Source organism: Candidatus Zixiibacteriota bacterium, assembly GCA_019038695.1.
Lineage (GTDB): Bacteria > Zixibacteria > MSB-5A5 > GN15 > FEB-12 > B120-G9.
Genome location: JAHOYZ010000025.1, coordinates 68,759 through 90,821 on the forward strand (window position 1 = coordinate 68,759; position 22,063 = coordinate 90,821).

General features: G+C 50.8%; 25 protein-coding genes and 1 tRNA gene. 16 read left to right on the forward strand and 10 right to left on the reverse strand.

Going from position 1 to position 22,063, the window contains the following annotated elements; translation table 11 throughout:
• Positions 1–278: 278 nt before the first annotated feature.
• The 6 genes from KOO62_08890 (at position 279) to KOO62_08915 (ending at position 4,883) form a co-directional block, all read left to right on the forward strand.
• Entirely contained in the window at positions 279–1,139 is an 861-nt protein-coding gene (locus tag KOO62_08890) for a DUF4388 domain-containing protein (protein ID MBU8934112.1), read from the forward strand.
• Positions 1,136–1,819 (forward strand): hypothetical protein, encoded by a 684-nt coding sequence (locus tag KOO62_08895; GenBank protein ID MBU8934113.1) that lies wholly within the window; start codon positions 1,136–1,138, stop codon positions 1,817–1,819. The genes KOO62_08890 and KOO62_08895 overlap by 4 nt, the downstream gene beginning before the upstream one ends.
• Positions 1,812–2,042, forward strand: a complete 231-nt coding sequence (locus KOO62_08900; protein ID MBU8934114.1) for a hypothetical protein — start codon at positions 1,812–1,814, stop codon at positions 2,040–2,042. The genes KOO62_08895 and KOO62_08900 overlap by 8 nt, the downstream gene beginning before the upstream one ends.
• A complete protein-coding gene (locus tag KOO62_08905; protein ID MBU8934115.1) occupies positions 2,035–2,220 on the forward strand; it encodes a hypothetical protein in 186 nt (61 codons plus the stop codon). Before KOO62_08900 ends, KOO62_08905 begins: the two co-directional genes overlap by 8 nt.
• 108 nt (positions 2,221–2,328) lie before the next feature.
• The gene (locus KOO62_08910; GenBank protein ID MBU8934116.1) at positions 2,329–4,383 is read left to right on the forward strand and encodes a tetratricopeptide repeat protein; all 2,055 of its coding nucleotides are present in this window, start codon (positions 2,329–2,331) and stop codon (positions 4,381–4,383) included.
• Positions 4,384–4,502: 119 nt separating this feature from the next.
• Complete coding sequence (locus KOO62_08915; protein ID MBU8934117.1) at positions 4,503–4,883, forward strand: hypothetical protein; 381 nt, start codon at positions 4,503–4,505, stop codon at positions 4,881–4,883.
• An 85-nt stretch (positions 4,884–4,968) separates the two neighbouring features.
• On the opposite strand, the gene KOO62_08920 is transcribed toward KOO62_08915, so the two are convergent.
• Positions 4,969–5,265 carry a GYD domain-containing protein gene (locus KOO62_08920; protein MBU8934118.1) on the reverse strand — a complete coding sequence of 99 codons (297 nt, stop codon included), beginning with the start codon at positions 5,263–5,265 and terminating at the stop codon, positions 4,969–4,971.
• Positions 5,266–5,727: 462 nt separating this feature from the next.
• Between KOO62_08920 and gap the strand changes: the two genes are divergently transcribed.
• From gap to KOO62_08945, 5 genes are all read left to right on the forward strand, one after another.
• Positions 5,728–6,714 carry a type I glyceraldehyde-3-phosphate dehydrogenase gene (gene gap, locus KOO62_08925; GenBank protein MBU8934119.1) on the forward strand — a complete coding sequence of 329 codons (987 nt, stop codon included), beginning with the start codon at positions 5,728–5,730 and terminating at the stop codon, positions 6,712–6,714.
• Positions 6,715–6,736: 22 nt separating this feature from the next.
• A complete protein-coding gene (locus KOO62_08930; GenBank protein ID MBU8934120.1) occupies positions 6,737–7,972 on the forward strand; it encodes a phosphoglycerate kinase in 1,236 nt (411 codons plus the stop codon).
• Positions 7,954–8,703 (forward strand): triose-phosphate isomerase, encoded by a 750-nt coding sequence (gene tpiA, locus KOO62_08935; GenBank protein MBU8934121.1) that lies wholly within the window; start codon positions 7,954–7,956, stop codon positions 8,701–8,703. Before KOO62_08930 ends, tpiA begins: the two co-directional genes overlap by 19 nt.
• 15 nt (positions 8,704–8,718) lie before the next feature.
• Positions 8,719–9,165: a preprotein translocase subunit SecG gene (gene secG, locus KOO62_08940; protein ID MBU8934122.1), complete on the forward strand. Its 447-nt coding sequence runs from the start codon at positions 8,719–8,721 to the stop codon at positions 9,163–9,165.
• 26 nt (positions 9,166–9,191) lie between these two features.
• Positions 9,192–9,273, forward strand: a tRNA-Leu gene (locus KOO62_08945).
• 101 nt (positions 9,274–9,374) lie between these two features.
• Here KOO62_08945 and KOO62_08950 read toward each other — a convergent pair.
• Entirely contained in the window at positions 9,375–10,373 is a 999-nt protein-coding gene (locus KOO62_08950; protein MBU8934123.1) for a hypothetical protein, read from the reverse strand.
• Positions 10,374–10,691: 318 nt separating this feature from the next.
• Between KOO62_08950 and KOO62_08955 the strand changes: the two genes are divergently transcribed.
• Positions 10,692–11,057 (forward strand): VOC family protein, encoded by a 366-nt coding sequence (locus KOO62_08955; GenBank protein MBU8934124.1) that lies wholly within the window; start codon positions 10,692–10,694, stop codon positions 11,055–11,057.
• A gap of 23 nt (positions 11,058–11,080) precedes the next feature.
• Here the strand turns inward: KOO62_08955 and KOO62_08960 are convergent, their stop codons facing one another.
• From KOO62_08960 to KOO62_08980, 5 genes are all read right to left on the reverse strand, one after another.
• Positions 11,081–12,121 (reverse strand): DUF2235 domain-containing protein, encoded by a 1,041-nt coding sequence (locus KOO62_08960; GenBank protein MBU8934125.1) that lies wholly within the window; start codon positions 12,119–12,121, stop codon positions 11,081–11,083.
• Between the two features lie 237 nt (positions 12,122–12,358).
• Positions 12,359–13,093 carry an SIMPL domain-containing protein gene (locus tag KOO62_08965; protein MBU8934126.1) on the reverse strand — a complete coding sequence of 245 codons (735 nt, stop codon included), beginning with the start codon at positions 13,091–13,093 and terminating at the stop codon, positions 12,359–12,361.
• 103 nt (positions 13,094–13,196) lie between these two features.
• A complete protein-coding gene (mltG, locus tag KOO62_08970; GenBank protein MBU8934127.1) occupies positions 13,197–14,189 on the reverse strand; it encodes an endolytic transglycosylase MltG in 993 nt (330 codons plus the stop codon).
• 33 nt (positions 14,190–14,222) lie between these two features.
• On the reverse strand, positions 14,223–14,657 hold the full coding sequence (ruvX, locus tag KOO62_08975; GenBank protein ID MBU8934128.1) for a Holliday junction resolvase RuvX: 435 nt from the start codon (positions 14,655–14,657) through the stop codon (positions 14,223–14,225).
• A gap of 67 nt (positions 14,658–14,724) precedes the next feature.
• Positions 14,725–15,981, reverse strand: a complete 1,257-nt coding sequence (locus tag KOO62_08980) for an asparagine synthetase B (protein ID MBU8934129.1) — start codon at positions 15,979–15,981, stop codon at positions 14,725–14,727.
• A 368-nt stretch (positions 15,982–16,349) separates the two neighbouring features.
• On the opposite strand from KOO62_08980, the gene KOO62_08985 reads away from it, so the two are divergent.
• Complete coding sequence (locus KOO62_08985; GenBank protein MBU8934130.1) at positions 16,350–17,405, forward strand: hypothetical protein; 1,056 nt, start codon at positions 16,350–16,352, stop codon at positions 17,403–17,405.
• An 83-nt stretch (positions 17,406–17,488) separates the two neighbouring features.
• On the opposite strand, the gene KOO62_08990 is transcribed toward KOO62_08985, so the two are convergent.
• Positions 17,489–18,013 carry a hypothetical protein gene (locus tag KOO62_08990; GenBank protein ID MBU8934131.1) on the reverse strand — a complete coding sequence of 175 codons (525 nt, stop codon included), beginning with the start codon at positions 18,011–18,013 and terminating at the stop codon, positions 17,489–17,491.
• 333 nt (positions 18,014–18,346) lie between these two features.
• Positions 18,347–18,760: a hypothetical protein gene (locus tag KOO62_08995; GenBank protein ID MBU8934132.1), complete on the reverse strand. Its 414-nt coding sequence runs from the start codon at positions 18,758–18,760 to the stop codon at positions 18,347–18,349.
• Positions 18,761–18,869: 109 nt separating this feature from the next.
• Here KOO62_08995 and KOO62_09000 point away from each other — a divergent pair, with 109 nt between their 5' ends.
• Complete coding sequence (locus KOO62_09000; GenBank protein MBU8934133.1) at positions 18,870–19,439, forward strand: ATP-binding protein; 570 nt, start codon at positions 18,870–18,872, stop codon at positions 19,437–19,439.
• A 5-nt stretch (positions 19,440–19,444) separates the two neighbouring features.
• Here KOO62_09000 and KOO62_09005 read toward each other — a convergent pair whose 3' ends face one another.
• Positions 19,445–20,539 carry an AI-2E family transporter gene (locus KOO62_09005; GenBank protein MBU8934134.1) on the reverse strand — a complete coding sequence of 365 codons (1,095 nt, stop codon included), beginning with the start codon at positions 20,537–20,539 and terminating at the stop codon, positions 19,445–19,447.
• A 578-nt stretch (positions 20,540–21,117) separates the two neighbouring features.
• Between KOO62_09005 and KOO62_09010 the strand changes: the two genes are divergently transcribed.
• Positions 21,118–21,525, forward strand: a complete 408-nt coding sequence (locus KOO62_09010) for a hypothetical protein (protein ID MBU8934135.1) — start codon at positions 21,118–21,120, stop codon at positions 21,523–21,525.
• A gap of 159 nt (positions 21,526–21,684) precedes the next feature.
• On the forward strand, positions 21,685–22,050 hold the full coding sequence (locus KOO62_09015) for a cupin domain-containing protein (GenBank protein MBU8934136.1): 366 nt from the start codon (positions 21,685–21,687) through the stop codon (positions 22,048–22,050).
• Positions 22,051–22,063: the final 13 nt, after the last annotated feature.

Genomic DNA, 22,063 nt, shown 5'->3' on the forward strand with positions numbered 1-22,063 from the left:
AAGATAAAACGGCCACACCCACAGCAGAGTACTCCAAAGTCCCACAAAGACACAGTTGAAGGTGTTTTTTTTCGTTGACATACCACCGATAAATACCTGATACTATGGAAGTATATGATCAACAGCGAGAGGTGTAACTTCTTGCCATTCGTAAGGTTCACGGACGAAAATAGTGGCTTGTCCGTACCTTCTTGTTGTTCAGCAACTTAAAACAGAAGAGCAAGCCCTTGGTACAATATCATAGGCTGAGAAAAATAGCAAATCAGTGGGGAGTATAAATGGATCTTGATCTTCAAGGAAGCATAGAGCGCTTCACGTTGCCGGAGATCTTGCAGTTGATAGCCTCTGGTCGCAAGTCGGGAACTCTTGGTATTCAGAAGGACGACTCGATCGTGATGGTCTACTTCAAGGAAGGCGAAATTTTCTACGGTTATGGCCCGCGACAGACTTTCCACCTGGGACAATTGCTTAAGGATCGGGGAGCACTCAAGGCCGACCAGCTCGATGAAGCAATCAAGCTGCAAGCAAAGGGTGAGAACTCCAAACGTCTTGGTGAAATACTGATCTCGCAACAGTTTATTGATCGAGCCGACCTGGAGTCAGTGGTCAAAAAGCAGGTTGAGGAGTTGTTGTATTCGTTGCTGTCGTGGCAGGACGGGTCATTTAAGTTCTATGAGGGGCAGTTCCCCACTGAAGAGGAAATCCAGGTCAAGCTTTCGGTAGAGAATGTCATTCTCGAGGGTTTGCGACGTCTGGATGAGGCAAACATGATCAAAGAAACCCTGCCCAACCTTGACGACGTGTATACTATCTCAGCCGCCCAGGCAGGACGTTCACGAACGGTAAGCATGCGTGCGGCAGAGTGGAATATAATGGCGTTGGTCGATGGGCATCGATCCCTGACACAAATCTGCAAACTATCTCCGGTCGAGCAGGATGAGACTCTCAAGATGCTGGCTCAATTGAGCCTGGCCGGAATCATCACCAAGACAGATCGATCTCCAGCGGAGACATCTGTGAATTTGGAGAAAATGACCAACCGGCTGGCCAATCTGTTCGAGAGCTACCTGACGGAAAAAACTGCCAATCGAATGGTGGGCAGAAGAATCACGAAAACGACTGTGGAGCGTGTTGATTGAGTCAAATTGAAGTTCTCAGATCGCTCGAAGGTGTTCTTGAATCCTTTCTTGAGAGTGCCATAAGGCTGAAACAAGACCGTCTGGATGTATTGAATGGCCTTAACAATCTAGATGATATCGCGTTATCCTCTGCCGAAGGCTTTGAGATTACGGATCGTCTGGGCCAGTGGTTTGCCGGTCACAATCAGTGGTTGGAGGAGAGTACGCTGCGCTCGGGTGATAGCAACCGAATCGGTGAACTTCTTTCAAATATCGGTGCCCAGTTAAATGTGAACGAACAGTCTTCACCAGCCGCCAGAAAGATCTCGTCCGAGATCAGCCGGTGGAATCGCCATGACGGGAAATCACCGTCAAAGTCAGGTCAGGAACACCGCAAGATTGTGTTGAAGCGAGGAGCAGAGGAAGCTGATCAACCGCTTGATGAGTCTATAGCCGCCTTTGACCAGGCTCTGGTTCATTGCCGGATCTTGCTCCAACGAGTAGGCCAGAACCGAAAACACCTGCTTTCAGCCATCGATGACAGCCTCAAGATGGCCTCGATACAGGGGAATAAAGATGCCTTGCTTTTGTCCGCGTTTGCCATATATTATTTGAAGCAAAGCGGCTATAGAACTGAGCCGTATGTGAAAAGGCTCAAAGAAGCCGAACGCCGTCTGAGAGGAGAACAGGCTGATGCTTAATCCTTCCGAGAAGGCGTATTGCCAGGCCCTGTTGGCGCTGAAGGATAAAGATTATCGGATAGCTTCCGAGTACTTTGACAGAGCGGCCCCCGAGTTCCAGACGAACCGGGAGTTTGCTTTGTATCGGGAGACTACCCGGTTGCTTTTGGCGGTAAAACAGGAACTGGCCGTTTTGGAGAACGAGGACAAACTGGAAATCGAGGAGACATTCCCACATGGCTAAGAAACAGAGCTTCGCTGACAAGGCCGCTAAAAGAGGTTTCACCTCAACCTGCCCGGTCTGCGACACTGAGTTGGCGTACATTAAGCACGTCAAGGCAGTTAAGAGTGAGAACGGATGGAAGTACCGGTCTCTTAATGTTGGCGTTTGCAAATGCAACGAGAAAGAAATCTACGGATAAGCTTCTCGCGCGAAAGCTGAACAAAACCCTCCTGCTATATCATGGAGGGTTTTTTGTTGGCTGAAATGTCGCGCGGATTCGTGGATTTTTCGATGGATGCAGGACAGTATGCTGAAAACTATTGATCGTCGTTTAGCGCTCGACTGCGGGCTGGTACTCATAGTACTAGCCGGTTATGTAGTGGCCGCACTGTTTCCTGTCGGACGCGTTTGGGGTTTCAATATGTGGGGTTTTATCGGGCACGTAGTCCCCATTTCCATCTCTGCGCTGGCGCTGATCGCGAGCATCACAACTTATCTGGTGTTTGGCAGAAGTACTACTGTTGAACTCAATGCCAATGATACTACAACAAGCCAACGGTCCTTCATCTGGTTCCACATTTGTCTCGTCATCGGAGGTATCTGCGCCTTCTGGTTCCTTCGCGAACAAACCCACTTCATCGGCGACGGCTACCAGATTCTCTCCCATCTCATCAATGAAGACCCCTTCCTGAAAAACACCGAGCTGGGAGAAGCCTGGCTTCATGCCTGCTTCAAATCCCTGTTGGGAACAACGAGACAAGCTGCATTACTGAGCTACCAGGTTGTGTCCGTAGTGGCTGGCGGACTGTTCTTGGTCGGTGTGCCGCTTTTTGCATGCCACCTGTTTCAAGGTACCGTCAATAGGATCTTGTTTTCGCTGGGGTTGGCTAGCGGCGGCTTTGTCTTTCTGTTCTTTGGTCATGTTGAGAATTACAGCCTCCTGGTCCTGAGTGTGACCGTATTCACTCTCACTGGTGTTCTTGCTGGACGCGGACTCTGTCATCCTCGATGGGCTCTCATCACTGCCTTAATAACAGTCGTTTTCCACGTGATTGGTATTGCTCTAGTGCCAGCCGCTCTTTACCTGCTCCTACGAAAAACATGGTTGGCGGACTGGTGGTCTCGCCTTCACATCAAATGGCAAGTCATATCAGTTCTCATAGTCCTGAAAATCATGATCCTGACTTTCATCTACCTGTATTTGAACAACTACTACTTTCGCTACGCATTCGTGCCCATCATTCCGATTGAGGTAACAGCAGCCGGCTACACATTGTTCTCCAAGGCCCACATCATTGATTATTTCAACCTGCTGGTTTTTCTTCTGCCGGGCTTACCACTGGTGGTCGGTGTGAGCTTCTTTCTTCCGGTGCGGAAGATTATTCGCGAACCCCAGTTTCGATTTCTGGCTATCCTGACCGCTACGTGCCTGTTTGTAGTTTTTGTGCTTGAACCACGGTTGGGCATGCCACGTGATCGTGATCTGTTCGCATTTGCAGGTGTACCCTTGGTGGTTGTGGGCTACCTGCTACTGCTTGACAATAGAATTCTGATTCGCGGTAGTAAATGGACAGCCATGCTGTGTATCATCTTGAGTCTGGTGGGGCTGTCGGCTCACGTTATGGTTTATCGCTCCCCCGGGCTGGCCATCAAGCACCTGATGAATTATGTTGAACTTGACTTGGCCAAGAATAGGGCCACTAGCCAGGTGCTCGTCGATTACTATCGGCGCACCGGAGACATCATCGGTGAATATGCTGAACTGAGGAGACATAAACAGAACTACCCGGAGACACAACTTGGAAGTCAGGCTGTTGGATTGGTGGACCAAAAGCGATATGGGGAAGCCCTCCGTCTCAATGAAAAAGCGATCGCAATCAACCCGACTTACTGGCCAGCCTATTCCAATATGGGCCAGTGTCTAATCGAGATGCAGAGATACGATACCGCACTTCAGATTCTTCAGATAGCCGACGGACTCAATCCACACAATCCAACGATTATTCATAATCTCGGATATGCATGGTTGTGGATGGGGGAACGCGACAAAGCCGAAACGGCCTTCCTGCGAGCCACAGACCTGGATTCTCAGATGGTAGAACCGTTATCCTACCTTGTTCGCCTCTATCAGGAAGATGGCCGACAAGCGGAATGCCAGGCCGTGTTGGAAAAAATGGTTCTGTTGCCGGACATTCCGTCGGAGATTCTCAAGGATCTGATCGACATATTCCTGGCCCGGCAATCCTATGAAAATGCGGCGACTATTCTGCAACAGATCGCCAACCTGAGGGAAGACTCCGCCTACGTGGCGGAAATATTGACGTCGCACCCTCAACTTTCAGAATACTTCCAGATACGCTGAGACACGATGGTATAATACCCCATGTAGCATCAGGTCTTTTCCACTCGTTGGGATATATCTACCGTCTTCGGAGAAAATCCAACGGAACTGCAAAACGACTGCTGTTTCAATCAATCAATTTGTACATCGTAGTCTACGGCAACCTGGATGGGTTCTCGCACGGTGATCGAGTTCGAGTTATCGGGATATTCACTCCCGCCGGTTCGTTCTGTATGGTTGGCGTCTGCTGCCTAGTGGCGGACACAACTACGGAGTGCGTTGGGTGCTGTCAGAATCGGAGTAATTTCTTCGATTTGGTTGGCGTCGGAGGGATAATTGACACTTCCGACCTGGTCGCACTGGTAGCGTATCTCTTTATCGAAGGCTCCAGGCCGGAGTGCGCAGAGGAGGCAAATGTTGACGGCCAAACCGGTCCGTCAGGCCCCATCGATGTTAGCGATCTGACCTACCTTGTGGCCTACATGTTCAAAGGAGGAGCTGCACCGCCACCATGCCCGTAGACGCTGGTAATCTGTCTCCGGTGTCAAGGTCCGTTCCCTGCTGTGAATGTAGACCGGCGCAGTTGTACACCAATCCGGCGTCTACTCAGATCTCTCCGGCGAGTTCGACCAGCCGTTTGTAGGGAATAGCGATATGGCTCTCGGCGTGAACGGCCCCGTTGGCCATGCTGATCATAGATACCTTGGCGGCGACTTCTTCATCAGGCGCTTCGTAGATATCAACAAAGTCGTACGTGCCCAGCAGTCCATAGTGGCCGATGAACTTAACCTCGGGGCACTTCTCCCGCACCTGCTCCAGCCAGTTGCGGCCAACCTTGGCCCGATCTCTCATTTGCGCACTGGCGTCGGGCCCGAGTTTCGTAAACAGGAAGAATGTTTTCATAATCGTACTCCATTACTACAGGTCTAAACAGATCTCTACTATACACATCATGGGCTATGATTCATCAATGAGGCTATACTAGAAATATACGCATAGTCCGGATATTTTGAAACACAAAAAGCCCCCCGACCTGGCGCCAGTGGGCTTCGTTCTATTCTCCGTCAATCGTGATTCTTCTTCGAGAGTTTAACAAATCGCCGGAAGCAGTGAGGGTGAGGTAGAGGAGAAGCACAGACCAATAACGAACCGCTCAAAATCAACTGTAGAGTTTTGCATCATAGTCTCCGATGTATAAAGAAAATGATAAGTTTTTCAGCATTAACTTGAAATAGGCTCATAGCGAGGCAGTATTGCTACTGTCGGAACCATTTCTCTGCAACCGGATATTCTTGCGTTCTGCATTGCACCTGAATATCTTTTGGCTGCATGGAAGGATGGCCTCAAGCCTAAACGGAGGTTGGAATGAAAGTCGGAATTAACGGATTTGGTAGGATCGGGCGACTCGTTTTCAAGGCAGCCCGCGGTACGGATATCGAGTTTGTCGGTATCAATGATATTACTAGCGCCGAGACACTGGCGCATCTCCTGAAGTATGACTCGGTCCACGGACGCTATCCGGAAGACGTCAAAGCTGACGGTTCCAATCTGGTTGTCGGCGGCAAGGTCATTCCGATAAGCGCCGAGAGAGACCCCGCCCAGTTGCCGTGGAAAAAACTCGGTGCGGATATTGTCCTCGAATGTACCGGTCTATTCCGAACCAAAGAAACAGCCGGTAAGCACATTGAAGCTGGTGCCAAAAAGGTCCTGATCTCAGCACCAGCCAAAGGACATGACGGGACGTTCATTCCGGGCATCAATTGCGCTAAGTATGACAAAGCCAAACATCATATCATCTCCATTGGCTCCTGCACCACCAATTGTCTGGCTCCCGTGTGCAAGGTTCTCCTCGAGACGTTTGGAATTGAGCACGGCTTTATGACCACAATTCATTCCTACACCGGTGACCAGCGCCTTCTTGATGCTCCCCACAAGGATCTGCGGCGGGCGCGTTCTGCGGCGCTATCAATGATTCCGACGACAACCGGAGCGGCCAAGGCGATTGCGCTCATTCTTCCGGAACTTGAGGGCAAGATGGACGGTTGTGCTATCAGGGTGCCTACCCCGAACGGATCGATGGTTGATTTGGCCGTTATGTTGAAGAAGGAAGCTACTGCCGAGCAAATCAACGCGGCTATCAAGAAAGCAGCCGCCACGCCAGGGTTGGCACGGGCGTTGGAATACTGCGAGGACCCGGTGGTATCCATCGACATCGTCGGCAACCCGCACGGTTCGATATTTGACAGTAAGATGACTATGGCCGAAGGGAAGTTCGCAAAGGTTTTCAGTTGGTATGACAATGAATGGGGCTTCTCCAGCCGTATGGTTGATATGATGAGGATCATGCTTTAGCAATTTGCAGCAAGGGAATATCATGAACAAAGTAACTGTGGCTGATATTAATTTCCGCTCACGCCGAGTATTGGTACGGGTGGATTTCAATGTTCCCCTTGATGACAAACAGAACATCACCGATGACCGGCGTATCCGCGCCGCACTACCAACCATCAAGAAGATTCTTGAAGATGGCGGGATGGTGATCGCCTATTCCCATATGGGCCGTCCCAAGGGGAAACATGTCCCGAAGTTATCCCTGCGTCCGACTGCCAAACGGCTGTCGGAATTGCTGGGAAGCGAAGTAGGGTTTGCCGAAGATTGCATCGGTCCCGAAGCGGCGAACGTTGTTGAAAAAATGAAGGATGGCGATTGTCTCCTTTTGGAGAATCTCCGTTTTCATCCCCAGGAACAAAAAAACGATCCGGAGTTTGCCGGAAAACTGGCCTCACTGGGAGACATCTTCGTTAACGATGCCTTTGGCACTGCCCACCGTGCTCATGCCTCAACCGAGGGCATAACAAGACATTTCAACCAGTCTGTGGCTGGCTTCCTCATGGAGAAGGAGCTGAAGTATCTGGGTGAAGCTCTGGACGAACCGGAACGACCCTTTGCGGCGATTCTTGGGGGAGCCAAAATCTCCGGCAAGATTGATGTCATCGCAAGCCTGATGGACAAAGTAGACATACTGCTTATTGGCGGTGGCATGGTTTTCACGTTCGCCAAGGTGATGGGCTACGCTATCGGCAACTCACTGGTTGAAGAAGACAAGGTTGACCTTGCGAGGGAGATCATCGAGAAAGCCAAAGCGTCACAGGCGGACCTTGTATTTCCATCTGACGTAGTTATTGCGACCGAGATTTCCGACAATGCGGAGACTCAAATCGTGGATATCGACAAGATTCCCGACGGAATGATGGGGCTGGATATCGGACCAGAGTCGATCAAGTTCTTTTCCGAGAAATTGGACGGTGCTAAGACAATCGTCTGGAACGGCCCGATGGGTGTTTTTGAGCACGCTCCATTTGCCGAAGGAACACTGGCCGTCGCCAGGTTACTGGCCAAGTTGACTGCAGACGGCGCGACTACAATTGTGGGTGGAGGTGATTCTGCCGCCGCTGTGGCCAAAGCCGGTCTTCAAGACAAGCTGAGTCACATATCTACCGGCGGTGGGGCGTCACTGGAATTCCTCGAAGGCAAAGTTCTGCCGGGTGTTGCAGCTCTGACAGGGCAAGCTAAAGTAGGAGCAGTGAGATCATGCGTCAAATCATCATAGCTGGTAACTGGAAGCTCAACTGTACTATCCCGGAGACGCAAAAGTTGATCGAAGAGATGCTGTGGGATGGATCAGAGACTAATAAGGCTCTGGTGTTGGTTTGCCCTCCGTTTACGTCTCTGCATCATGCCTCTAAACTGGTTTCCGGCACCCATATAGCCGTGGGAGCCCAGGATATGTCGGCTTTTGAGAAAGGGGCATATACGGGTGAAGTCTCCGCAGACATGCTCTTGACAGCTGGAGTAACCCATGTTATATTGGGCCACTCTGAGAGGAGGCAGTTCCACGGTGAGAGTGATCAGCAGGTCAATGTAAAGGCCAAGCTGGCGCTGGCTAAGGGACTGACCCCGATCATCTGTGTCGGTGAAAGCATCGAGCAGAGAGAAGCCGACGAGACCAAGAAGGTCGTTGGCAGTCAGGTCGAGGGTACGCTCTCAGGTTTCACCGCTGACATGATTAGTCGGTCGGTGATTGCTTACGAGCCGGTTTGGGCGATTGGTACCGGTAAGACGGCCACGCCCGAGATGGCCCAGGAAGTGCATAAGTTCATTCGGGAGAAGGTCGCGGCGATCGACAGCGAGGCCGCCAAGACGCTCCCGATTTTATATGGCGGCTCAATGAAACCCGGCAATGCGGCCGGATTGATGTCGCAACCGGATATAGACGGCGGCCTTATCGGCGGAGCATCGCTGAAGGCGGCCGACTTTATTGGGATTATCAAAGCTGTGTAGACGGAGGTTGATTACTTGTTTGTTGCCTGGGTAGTTTTTCATGTGATTGTTGCCGCTGGCCTGATTATGGTTGTGTTGTTACAATCGAGTAAGGGGGAAGGTCTGGCCGGAACCGCGTTTGGCGGTGGCGGGGGTGGTGGCGTCGGTGGCGCTGTCTTCGGTGGCCGTGGAGCCGGAGGGTTCTTATCTAAAGCAACCACCGCTCTAGCCGTTGTGTTTATGATCAACTGTATTGTTCTCGCCTTTCTATCGGCGGGCAGTCGCACCACATCCATCGCTGGTGGTGTTGACGATTCCGAGTCGGTTGTAACCCGAATGGCTCAGGAAGAACGCGAGCGAGCTCTCGAGCAGCAACGCCTGCAACAAACAGCTGATTCGGCTTCTTTGCAGATAGAAGATGCCTCGAGAATTGAGGGAATGTCGACCAGTCCCGCACAGCCCGTTGACACCGGCGGTCAATAAGCCTGCCGTACGATTTGTAAGTCGATGCGGATGTGGTGAAACTGGTAGACACGCTATCTTGAGGGGGTAGTGGAGCGATCCGTGCCGGTTCGAGTCCGGCCATCCGCATAGAATATGAAGCCCGCGAGTAATCTACACTCGCGGGCTTTCTTATGGCACCTTTCAATGTAATTCATTCGAATCTTTTGTCATTTTAGCCCGCTACTTCATCACGGCACCAGGTACTCCGGCGAACGCGGTAATTCAATCGCCGCCTTGATACTGGTCTGGCCGTTTTCGCTAGCCATGATCGACTGCACCACCCTCTCAAACCCGATTCCGCATCCCGACGATTGCCCCGAAGCCTCTCCCAGAATCTCGAAATACCACTCAAACTGGGCTGGATCGACTCCGCGTTCAAGGAGATGGTCGTACATATAGGATTCTTCAAATTGCTTTTTACAAGTAGTCGAGTTTCCTTCGCGGACTGCTCCCCCGACTGATTCCCCTGCATCCGGCAAAAGAAGGTCACAGCATAGAGTGTGTCCATTGTTACGTTTCATCGAGAAAAACTTAATGACGCCACCCTCTTTTGGCCTGGGGTCGGATGGATAGTGGGTCACGAAAGTCGGCTGATTATCGAGTAGACGGCAAAGCGATTCCTCCTCTTTGCTTCCCAAATCATCACCATACTCAACTGTAAAGCCGTTATTCTGAAGAACCGTGATCGCTTCTGAATACGATATCCGATTGAAGGAACCGTCTATGTATCTTCTCATGCGTTGATTGTCGTAAAGGTAATAAACACTATTATACATAGACTTCAGTAGCTTTTCAATATGATCCATCAAGCCATCAAGCGTAAAATCACGACCTTCAAACTCAATCAGGGTGAACTCGCAGAGATGCCGGTCGGTCACTTTCCGCTCCTGCCGAAAGGACGGTCCGATAGTGTAGACTCTGTTGTGGGTGACCGTAAAAGCTTCAAGATATAATTGGCCGGTCTGCCGCAAGAACATCGATCTTTCATCCCCCTGTGCGTCATACATCAATACCGGCATGGCGTTTGGAAACCACTCGCATGACCCGGTTGCTCCGGTAATATGCGGAACCTGAATCTCCATGAACGAATTGTCCTCAAACCAGCGGCGGGCTGACTTGAGCAGGGTGGACCGGAGAAGACTTGTCCTGGCAAACTCTCCATTACTTACGGCCAGATGTCTTTGCATACTTCCTCCTTTAGAATTAAACAAAAAAAAGCCATCCCCAATAGAGGGGATGGCCAATAACGGCAACATCATCTGAAAACAGGTCTCCCGGACCAGGGAAATCAGGTAGCATAGGAGCTTCCTTCCATGGCAGGTAGACCGGGTCGCGCACTTGATCCGTACGCTTTTGCCAATAATATTATTATCATGTCTCTAAAAAAGGAGCATAATGGATTTATTATATCTATGTCAAGTTTTTTGAGGAAAAGCCGTGATTTTTCTATATCATTCAGAGTAGACAGAGGTTTGGTAGGTTGCTCGATACGTTGGAGGAGTTGTATGGGTATGGATCTCGCCTTCGCTGAAGTACAGACATTCGTCTCGAACCTGGTCAAGGCGAAGGATTTCTACCAACGGGTTCTTGGGCTCCGGTTAGTCGATGAAACGCAGAAATGGCTGATCTTCGACATCTCCGGGACGATCCTTATCATCATGGCCGGAGCTCGGCCGCGAACCTCCGCCGGCAGCTACGGCAGCGAGTCTGGCACGGTCGTCTGCTTCCTCAGTGCTGACATCGACCGCGACTATGCTGAACTGACGTCACAAGGTGTGCGTTTCTTCTCGGAGATAACCGAAGTACCAGAGGGCCGGTTTGTGGGTTTCCAGGACCCGGACGGGAATCTGCTCGAGTTGATACAGAAGTAGGTTGGACAACCACCCGACCACGGCTATCGCACAAGATCACTCGGCCAGCCATTATTCGCGCTTATGTAGTTATCCAAATTCTTTGGTCGGTATTTGGCATCCTGGTCCCAGCGCTGTTTCACCGATTCGTGGATCAGCACTGCGCCTTTCTTATGATCTATAGGGCGATAGAACGTCTTTTTGATCCGGTAGAATTTCCTTCTGGAATTGTGAAGTGTCGCCAGCGGATTATTGGTTAACCTCTGCCGGATATGTGTTTCTATGGAGAGTCCCGAGCTCTGAGCCTCTTTGATCATCCAGCCCAGGGCATGATCGGACATGAGGGTGCCATCTTTGTCAGGCTTATAACTTCCGCCAATGTTGCTATGTGCGCCGGCAAACCACACTTGCACCAGGTCCATGTTCTCTCTTGGGGTCCAGGTAGTTGGCTCAAAGTCGCTCCGGTGTTCGTCAATAGCCATGGCATGGCGGGCAATGCGAACGTTCCGGCCAATCTTCGTATCATAAAACTCATCCTTGTCATCAAACAGCCCCAGGAAGGAAAGCGGTATGCCCATCGCACCAACGGTATCCCAGACACCAACAAACTTCACTTCTCTGGATCGGTGGGAATGCTCATTCCTGAAGGCGACTGATTTGTCGCCATCGGGATGGTAAGCACGGCCGCTGCGTTTGTAGACCTCGAATGCTTTTTGTATTAGCGCCGCATCCGGTCTCTTGATAATGCCGCAATTGTTGATCAGTCCACACAGACACCTTATGGTGTAGGCACCGCGGCTGAAGCCGAACAAGTATATCTCATCACCGGAAGAATAATTCTGAACGAGGTACCGATAGTCATCCATGATGTTCTTGTTCAGACCTCTCCCGGTTGCGCCGCCAATCACCCGATCATGATAAGAGCCAACACCCCAATCGTAGAAGACCTGTTGAGGAGACTGGTCTCTTCCAACCGGTTTGATGGCCCGCGCCAATCGAAGAACGTTGGTGGGAAAATCTTCCTTGAGGTTCTTCTCCGGTTGATTCCATGTCCCATCCGCACAAACTACAATTCTCTTTTTCATAGTATCCCTCCATAGTGTACTCTTGTGTTCGTCTATTGTCCCGTGCGCGGCAGACGTCCTCGTCTACCGGTTTTGCAGCCGATTAGGTCGACACTGTCTTCAGTTTCGACAATATCACTGATCTCCCAGCCCGCCGCGGCGGGTGAGGCAACTGAGCTTCATACCAACGTACCCTTCGAATTCGTCGTTGTCAACTCCGGTACGACTGTCTGCCGGTACATGCACGGAGGGCCCCTCTCACTCAATCAGGAAGTTCACATGGACCGTTGAAACGATCTCCTTGTCAATCGACGACACATCGCTGATACCACGCCCCGAAACCTGTTGCGAGTGTAGCGGACGAATCTGGAATACACCTACGCCGGCAGAGATAGGAGCACCGACCCGCCTACCGGTAGTTTCGGCCAGTTGCGCGGCGCGGAGTTTTGCGTTCTCTGTTGCTCGTCTGATCATTTCGATTTTCAGCGTGTCCAAACCAGTAAAAAGATATTGCGGTGAATGTGATTCCATCGCGACACCCTGTTCAATCAATGTCGAGGCCTCTTTGGCCAGAGCCGTTATCCGGTCAACGTCTTCCAGTTTGATCCCCACCGTTTGTGAGACCGTATACCCTCCCACGCGCCGGTCGTGGGTCATCCTCTTGTGGAGGCGGACAACACTGAATTCATATTCTGATTCAGCAAAGCCGGATTTGCTCATAAACTCAGCTACTTTCGCCCGGTGGCTTTTCAGAGTTTCGTAGGCATCTTCGAGGACCATCGATTGTACGCTGAACTGGCCATCCCATAGGGCCAGATCGGATTGGATTGGTTGGAAGGCGGCCCCGGTGACGCGGATTGTGTTGCCCATTCCCCTGACCTTAACTGCCGTTCCGGCGGCGATGAGACAGCAGACAATCATAGCCAGTCCGATTACCACACTTGCCGCGAGGAGGCCCTGTCTCTTGTTGAGAGAAACATTTCCATTAGTCAATTTGCACCCACCTTTTCTGTGACTCTCTTTAGTTGCTGCTCGTTATACACTTCATCGCCTCATGCGATGCGATCGATTTGACATTATCGATCGTGGATAGCAGCTATTTGTCGCTGTTGGCTTTGATGCGTTGGCGGGCGCGATTGTGCTCGGCATTGGTCCGAGAAAAAATATGCCCACCCGTCTCATCAGCCACAAAGAACAGAAAATCGGTTTCAACCGGGTCAAGCGCGGCCTTGATAGCATCCAATCCGGGAGAGTTGATAGGTGTCGGAGGGAGACCTTTGTGAAGGTAAGTATTATATGGCGTGTCTTGTTTCAAGTCGCGTCGATATAGGGGGCGATCGAGTCCACCCAGACCGTAGATTACGGTCGGGTCAGCGTCCAGCTTCATGGATCGTCGCAGTCGATTGGTGTAGACTGAAGCAACCAGTACTCGTTCGGTGTCAAGCCGCGTTTCGGCTTCAATGATCGAGGCTAGTTTGACAATATCAAGTCGAGTTAGCCCATCTACGATTGAGTGGGGCCACACTGAGTCTGTTTGCTCTCGATATTGATCGACCATAGCATGGGCCACCGTTTGTTCCGACACACCCCAGGCGAAGCGGTACGTCTCGGGGAACAGAAATCCTTCCAGATATGGCAAGCCACTCTCGGCCAAAAAGGTCGAGTCGGTATTGAGCGCAACAAAGATCGCGGAATCAAGTTCCAGTTTGGTCGCCACCATAGATGCCAACTTCCAAATCGGCCATCCTTCCGGAACTGTAATCTTGACCCGCAGGAAATCACCCTGTCGAAACCGGGATAGTACCGACTGGCACGAATTCGCTCCGCAGAAGTCATATCGTCCCGGGGTCAATTTTGTGTCGATATTTGTAAACCGGGCAGACAGAACCAGCCAGAACCGGGATTGTACCACACCTTCATCATACAACGTGTCGGCGACGTGGCTGAAATTGTCGCCCGAAGCAACTACCACGGTCACGACCCGATCACCCAGATCAGTAGTTCGGTTGAGGCTCCAGTACGCAAAGATTGCGAAGGAAACCAACGCAAAACAAATTGTCACAAGTGTATATGTGATTAGTTTCTTCAAAACGATCCTGTCATATTCTAACGGTCTCAATCGTCATTCGCGTGGCAACTCATCAAGAAAATGCTGCAGGAAAACTGTCGCCGCCAGTCGGTCGATCCGGCCTTTATCCGATCCTGCACGTTTCCTGTGCTCATGTATAATGTCGGCTGCATCCTCGGAGGAATGTCGCTCATCCTCTCGATAGATTGGTCCCGGATAGACGGTCTTTAGTTTCTTGATGAATCGATCAATCTCCTGGCATTTACGAGTTTTCTCGCCGTCGATATTGACCGGATACCCCACCACCAGACCGTTTGGTTCGTACTCGCGGATAACCTCGGCGATCTGCCGCAACGCATCTTTTGGCGAACCAACCTGTAGGGTCTTAAGTGCCGACGCGATCAGCCCGGTCGGATCGCTCTTAGCCAGACCAATCCGACGTTCGCCGTAGTCTATCCCTATGAAAGTTCGTTCGTACGATTCTGTCATACGGCCATAGTATAACTTTGAGGAAATGAAGTCAACTCAGGATACTTCGTAACGGACAAGTTACCGCTCAGGTCTTGCGCTCTTTACGTTTGGCCGCCGGAAACAGGACATTGTTAAGAATCAACCGATAACCTGGCGAGTTTTTGTGCAACTCCAACTCTGTCGGTGGATCATGAACCATGTGGCGGTAGTCTTCCGGATCATGCCCCGATAGAAAAGTGAAACTACCGCGACCGAGGTTGCCGTGGATATATCGCACTTCGTCGTAGTTGTCTGGCTGACCAAGCACAGTGACAAACTTCTTCAGCAGCGATTTCCGAAATCCAGTCGTCTGACCCATAAAACCACCAACTGTATTCACATGATTCTGAACAAGCATAGTGGGCACCGGGTCAAGCTTGGCGGCGAAATCAAACAGGAAGAAAAAATCCTCTTCGGCCGTAACAAATCGAATCTGACGGTCAGGGTAGGTATCAATATTCGAATGGCGATACAGCAGTGGATCGAAAGTTGGTGTAAAGTTCTCGAAGGCAAACGTCCTGGTGAAATCCAATCTATCCTGCGCCCCGGGATCGATCGGGTCGCCATCGAACTCGCGCGGCACAACATCAACTTCGGTTGCGGCCAGAGCGATATCAATAGTCTCGGGGGCGCTACACATCGAAAAGAGAAATCCCCCACGCCGGACGTAGTCATAAATGGTCTGGGCGACATCGAGTTTCATGTCGGAGACTTTGTTATAACCGAGACGAGTTGCCATCTCTTCATTGTTCTTCACATCGGCTCGATACCACAATTTGTCGCGAAAAGCCGCATAGAACTTGCCGTATTGCCCCGTGAAGTCCTCGTGATGACAATGCAGCCAGTCGTAATCCTCCAACCCTCCGCTCAGCACATCCTCATCCCACACGATGTCGTATTTGATCTCAGCATAGGTCAGCGCCAGCGTGACGGCATCATCCCAGGGTTGAGCTGATGGTGGGGAATAGACGGCGATGCTTGGAGCTTTTTCAAGTTCAACTCGCTCCATGTTCTCGACTTCCATCTGTCGATAGATGTCGGCTTCCTTCCCCTGGGTAATCTTTTCGGCCGTGACACCCATCAAGAGACATTTGTCTATCAGGCTACGTGAGTAATCCAGCAGGAAAGAACCACCCCGATAATTGAGCAGCCATTGCCCCTTAAGGTTCCCGTCTAATGTCTGGAATACTGCCCCGTATGCCTTGAGGTGATCGGTCTGCGTCTCATCCATAGGAATCAGGACCGATGCACTGTGTGCCACAGAAGCGAGAAGTATTAATAGCGGAAACAAGAGTTTCTTCATGTGTCCAAGTTAGCAATTCGGGTTCACAATGCAATTAGAGATTATACTCTTGCGATAGGTCCCGGTTGCATTTTCTGAGACAGTTGTCCGGTCAACTCAGTATTGTTTGACTGTCAAACCACAAGATTCGAGACAATCCAGTTGATGAACCTGCCTCACAGACCGCCCTTCGACAAAGTGGGCGGTTCTTGACAACTCGAGGAAGTTCTTGCACATTCAAGATACAGAAAGGGACAAACCGTGTTCTTGAAACCTCTATATGGGAAATCTCGGTCATAGCAATCCCGAGTGTGTTACCAGTGTATCCGGATATCACCTGGCCGAGCCACTGTAGCCGAAAGCAGCTTGAAAACTGCGCTCGAAAGGCAATGATCGACGAGATATCTAAACACTCCTTCTGGCCGGCACACGAGGACTACTATCGGTACATGCACGATCAGTTCCGGATCGGCACACGTCTAGAATCTCTCATTCCTGATCCAGCGAAAGTTTCCTCTTCGGAACCGCATTCCCTGCACGACTGCTCAGACAATCTCCTGCGACATCGAATCCCATTCGCTCTGGCCTTCGGCTATCAAAATGCCACCATGTGGCAAACACTGCTCGCATCCACAGTTTCCGCTGGGGAGCCAGTGGCAAAGGTGTGCTCTTTGTATAACCTGGGCATAGCTCTCTTCGACCGCATCCTCGACAGGAATGTCTCCTATCGCCCACTATTGTTCGAGCTGCTGGATGAGAGGACCCTGGAACAGCTGCTGAGGAACGACGGGGCAATAGAATCTGCTTTGTGGATAGCAACCGACCATGCTCCCGCAGAGATTCGCATCTTGAGCGATGTTGTCATAGCGTTCTTCAAACGGTTTCACGATCTGGGACTATCGACCGATGCTCGCGATATTATTGCAGAGAGCATAAGGCTATCGTATGCTGCCGAGATGGCTAGCACTGTGGCTGTTCCGGTTGGTCCGGGCGTAAAATGGGCTGACGGAAGGGACACCTCCGTTACCCCGTTTCTCACGCTGTATCTGCTCGTCCAACATTCGATGGAAAAGGTCCTGAAGCGCAGCCAGGACTTGACCCAGCTCGCAGAGGCGATCGGTGAGGTGTTTTGGCTGACGGACGATCTGTGTGATCTGGTCGAAGACCTTGAATCGGTACATCCCAACTCGGTTCTCGCCTCAGTGCTGCTTGACGAAAGACCTGAGCCGCACATGCTTGATCGCGTCGCACTTCAGTCCGCATTGATTGATGGCAACCAAATCGAGTCGGCGGCCAGAGACCTCGCCAAGAAGATAGAATCGCTTCTTGAGCTTGGTCGATCATACCTGCTCTCAGAGCGGCAGTTGCTCTCGATCAGGGAACTCGCTACAATGTATGTAATCGACTGGGGAGGGCTCATGCCGAGACGGGATTTGCGGTCATAGTCTCACCGCTCACGCTGACTCAAGAAATCTGAATCGACGAACGAAAGTTGCTCAAAGCTCAGTAGTCACTGAAAAGGGCCGGGCTATATCCATCCACCACCTCTGTTCTGATAATCCTGAGCCGCCTCCCGTGCCTTTCTCCCTGCCTCTTGCCTTTCATCTTCACTGGCTCTAGTTGCCTCTGAGAGGGCATTCATCGCATCGATCAGGGCTCGCATGGATTCCTCACAATCAGGGTTAGTTGACAAACGGACAAACGCGCTCAACAACTGGTCTACCATAATCTCACCCGTATCCGCCGCCAGCCATTCCTTGGGATAAAGGTCCTCTGGTTGAATCTTGTCGTAAATCTCCCAATCGTGTGCTTGGATCACATCGGGCCGCAGACTGCCAAACATAGATCTTCGTCTCACCAAGTGCCCCGCTTTCAGCTGCTCCATTGCCCACTCAAATGTCCCAGGGACAAGCTTCCTGAGTTGAATGAAGTACTCGGAGCCCGTGGCGAGCATCAAAGTATGTGTGACTACGGCCTCCCCCGCCTTCTTCGAATCCTTATCGATCTGATGAACTCCAAGAGGAGATGAATATTGCGGTCTTTTCTTGTTCATTCTTGTCTAGATTCCTCCGATCGAGCTATTCCGACATAGAAGGTCTGCAGCAACCTCACATCATCCGCCGTTCTTCTGGAACACCCTCTATATCCACACGGGAAAATCTCGTATCTGGAGGGTTTTTAGGAAATATGAGTCATATTAACAAGTAATGTACCAGCCTTATCGCGATACAGCGGCCGGTGTTCTTTGAGTTATCCGAACTCCAAATTGTCAAACGCATCAGACAGAAGATCTGTCGCTAGGTGAGCGAACGATGCACCGCGTCGGGCGTGACGGTCGCCCTTGCCATCTAATTAAGAAACAGAAAACCGCAGGGCCGCTCCAATACTATAATCCAAGTGCCTGCGCTGCTCTCTCATAATCCTGAGGTTTTACCCAGAGGACGTAACCAAAGCGGGCGGAGCCAGCGGATACTCCGTTGGCAGCGTGAACGCTTATACCGGCAGAACTAAGCCTCTGGTGTAGACCGACGATAGCGCCCACATCGTCTTCACCTTGAACGAGAAACGCATGCTTGGGACCCACAAGAGACACGCCAGCTTCTGCAACGGCAGCTTCCAGTTTCTCTGAATCATCGGGGACAAAATCCAACTGCGATCGGCCGCCCCCGGTAGGAAAAGCCGTAAAGGCCACCAGATTCACGTTCTTCTGTCTGAGATGCTCCAGCAGCCAATAACCTTTACCGTGTTTATCTTCCACGGCACAATAGTAGTACTCGATTCGTTTTATTAGAATTGCCATAGTAGGCCTCCTCCCACTAATAATATAGCACGCTCCTCTGTATCAGTCAACACCGCATTTCTCCTTCACTTGACTCTCTATACCGACAGCAATAGATTACGGCCGCAATATGAAACAAACCACACCAGCCTTCACTCTCGTTATCACCGGGGCTCCCGCCTCGGGAAAATCAATCTGTTTGGAACGTCTCAAGTCTCACACAGCTTTCGCAGGCTTTATCTTTTTCGATGAACTGGCGCGTCGTCTCCTTGAGGAAAACCCCGACTTTCGTCACCACTGGCACCAGTTCCATCGCGAGATATATCGTCGTCAGATTCAACGAGAAGACTCAGTCGCCGGCAGTCCGTTTGTTACCGATCGTGGAACGGCAGACGCGTTCGCCTTCCATCCGGAGACCGCAGAGGCTGTCGGCACTACCATTGAGGTGGAGTATCGTCGCTATAGCGCAGTCATCCAGTTGGGTTCAAGCGCAAGTCTGGGAGAGAAGTACTACGCTCAGGATGACATTCGCAACGAGTCGCTCGCTGATACCCTTGCTATTGAGGCTGCCATCTCAAAGGTGTGGCGAGGCCACCCCGGTTATCACTTTCTGCCAGCCAAGAAAAACCTTGAGACCAAAATCAGGAAGTTCATTGCTTTGGCGGTGGGGCTGATTGGGAACAGAGATACCGAGGCGTAGGCGGACTACTCCGGTGGTTGCTCCTCTTTGGATTCATCGTCGGCCGCCACGTCCGGGTGGATGCGCATTTCAAGAACCTGGAGTACAGTGACAAAAGCTGCCGCGATCAGCGGCCCCAGCACTATTCCGAGCAGACCAAACATAATGATTCCGCCCATGATGGAGAAAAACAACAAGAGTGGATGCATCGAAGTACGCCCGGAGATCAGGTAAGGTCGGATGATGTTGTCGATCTGCGAAATAACAAGAGTGCCGATACCGATGACGATCAGCCCCTTGACGTACGATCCCCCTACAATCAGGATAATGCCGGCTGGAATATAGACGATGAATGCTCCGATGAGCGGAATAATCGACAGCAAAGCCATGATCGCGCCCCAGAAGATGGCAGACGGAATTCCGACGATGGCAAAAAGAACACCACCCATGATTCCCTGGATCATGGCTACTACCACGCCCCCGTAAATTGTTGCCTGAATAACATCGCGCAACTTGGTGAAAGTAACATCCACCTGTTCCGATGAGAGTGGCATCAGACGTTTAGTTTTGTCGATGACTGACTGACCGTCTTTGAAGAAGTAATACATACTGAAGATCATCAATCCGAAATAGAACACCGCCTTGGTGCCATTGGCAATCAGCCAACTGGTCTGGTTGAGTATAACGCCACTGACTTTGTCAATCGAGTCCTTGACCAGTTCATCCAGGTTAATCTGAGACAGATCATAGTATTGCGACAGTCTTGCCTTTAGTGCCGTCAGCCACGGCAGGTCAAATTTCAGGAGTGAGTCCAGTTCACCTGCCTTGTACATGACGTTGACTTTCGCCACTGCGCTGGCTGCTTCATTGACCAAAGCGATAAACAGATAGGTGATGGGGCCAATGATGAGTACGACAATGAAAAAGCACATCAACGCCGAAGCCAGACCGCACGATTTGATGCGAATGCGAAGGCGCTCATACAGAGGATGGAACATAATGACCAATACGGCCGCCCAACAAATGGGAACAAAGAACGGAATGATGATGCGGTAAAATAGATAGAGGAATACAGCTGCAATGGAAAAGTAGATGGTGGCTAAAAAATATTCTCTCTTCATAATGACAATTATCGGCTAAACCCATTTCCAGTCTACCCAATCATCGAATCTGATGCAACCGGAAAAAGCAGATAATAATATCGATAGTAGACCACGACTTGCATGAACAAGAATATTTTTTTCATCGCAACGGTATACTGATCAACAATAATACAGGCTGTTTCCGAAAGCAGACGGTTGGTGTATATCTTCAGAATGGTCGCTTATATTGTCTCTTAGTGAAGGGATAAGACCATAACTGTTCTTTCGCAACAGTTCAACGAGAAATTGCATGTCCTTACATGTGGCTGTATGATAGTCGCTTACGAGAATGTTGTTGTCGCTAAAGAAATCGCCGGCATATTCAGTTCTACTATAGAGACACCACTTCCGGGAACCAGCTCTGTTTCATTAAGAACACGATTGGTTCGGAAAGTTGTATCAAGCGAGGTAATTACGGTTGATACAGGACACAAAATCTTAAGCAATTGGGATCAAGTCCTTTAGGAAAAGGACGATGAAAGAGTATGGTTAATGATAATGGGCGTTGACTTCGGTCGACGTCTGCGATTCACAACGGATCAAACAAGGAGTAAGGAATGGCAATGCGTAAGTTTAAGACTGCTCGCCGTGCCGTTGCGCGTCGCACTGTGCGCCGTGTAGCACGCCCGTGGACCAGGCAAGAAATGGCCTTCATGCGCAAGTTCTATCGCCGCTACGAGACGGCCTGGATCGCTCGTCAATTGGGACGTACGGTTTATTCTGTCCGCTACAAAGCGGTCGACCTTTGCATCAAGAAAGCCAGCCCGTCGATTTGGAAGGGCAACAAGGGAGCAGCGAACTCTTTCCGTAAGTCAGCTCCGAAACGCCGCCCGACGAACACTCGTCGCGCCAAGACCACCCGCAAAACGACCACACGCAAGTACAAGGCCTCCACGACCCGCCGTACGCCTAAGAAGGCCATCGCTCGTCGGAAGACCACTCGTCGCGTGACCCGTCGCCGCTAACGGTGGCATAGGACAGACGATTACTAATTGGACTATTTGACCCGTCCCTTTGTTGGGGCGGGTCAATTTTTTTGCCCCCGCCACTACCTTCGACGCCATTTTCCTCTTTTCTCGAACGGTCACAATCGTATCTTACCTGCGGACATAAAGGAGGATTATATGCCGGTTATAAAATCAAGCGAAATACAAATGGCGGATATCACGATGGATGGCGTGGAACTAATGCAGGGCAATGACGTCATCGGTCAGAGCGAAGGATGGGACTCGCATACCATGCGTCTGTTTCGGATACTCCCGGGCGGATACTCCCCACATCATCAACACGACTGGGAACACATCAACTATGTCACCAGCGGAAGCGGACAACTTCAGCTTGGTGAGAAGATAAATAAATTGACTGTCGGCGATTTTACCTTTGTACCATCCAACATTAAACACCAATTCTCGAACCCGAATGATGAGCCATTCGAGTTTATCTGCATCGTCCCCAAACGAGGAGCCTGTCCCGTTAAGGATGACAAATAGTTAATGGCGTTCG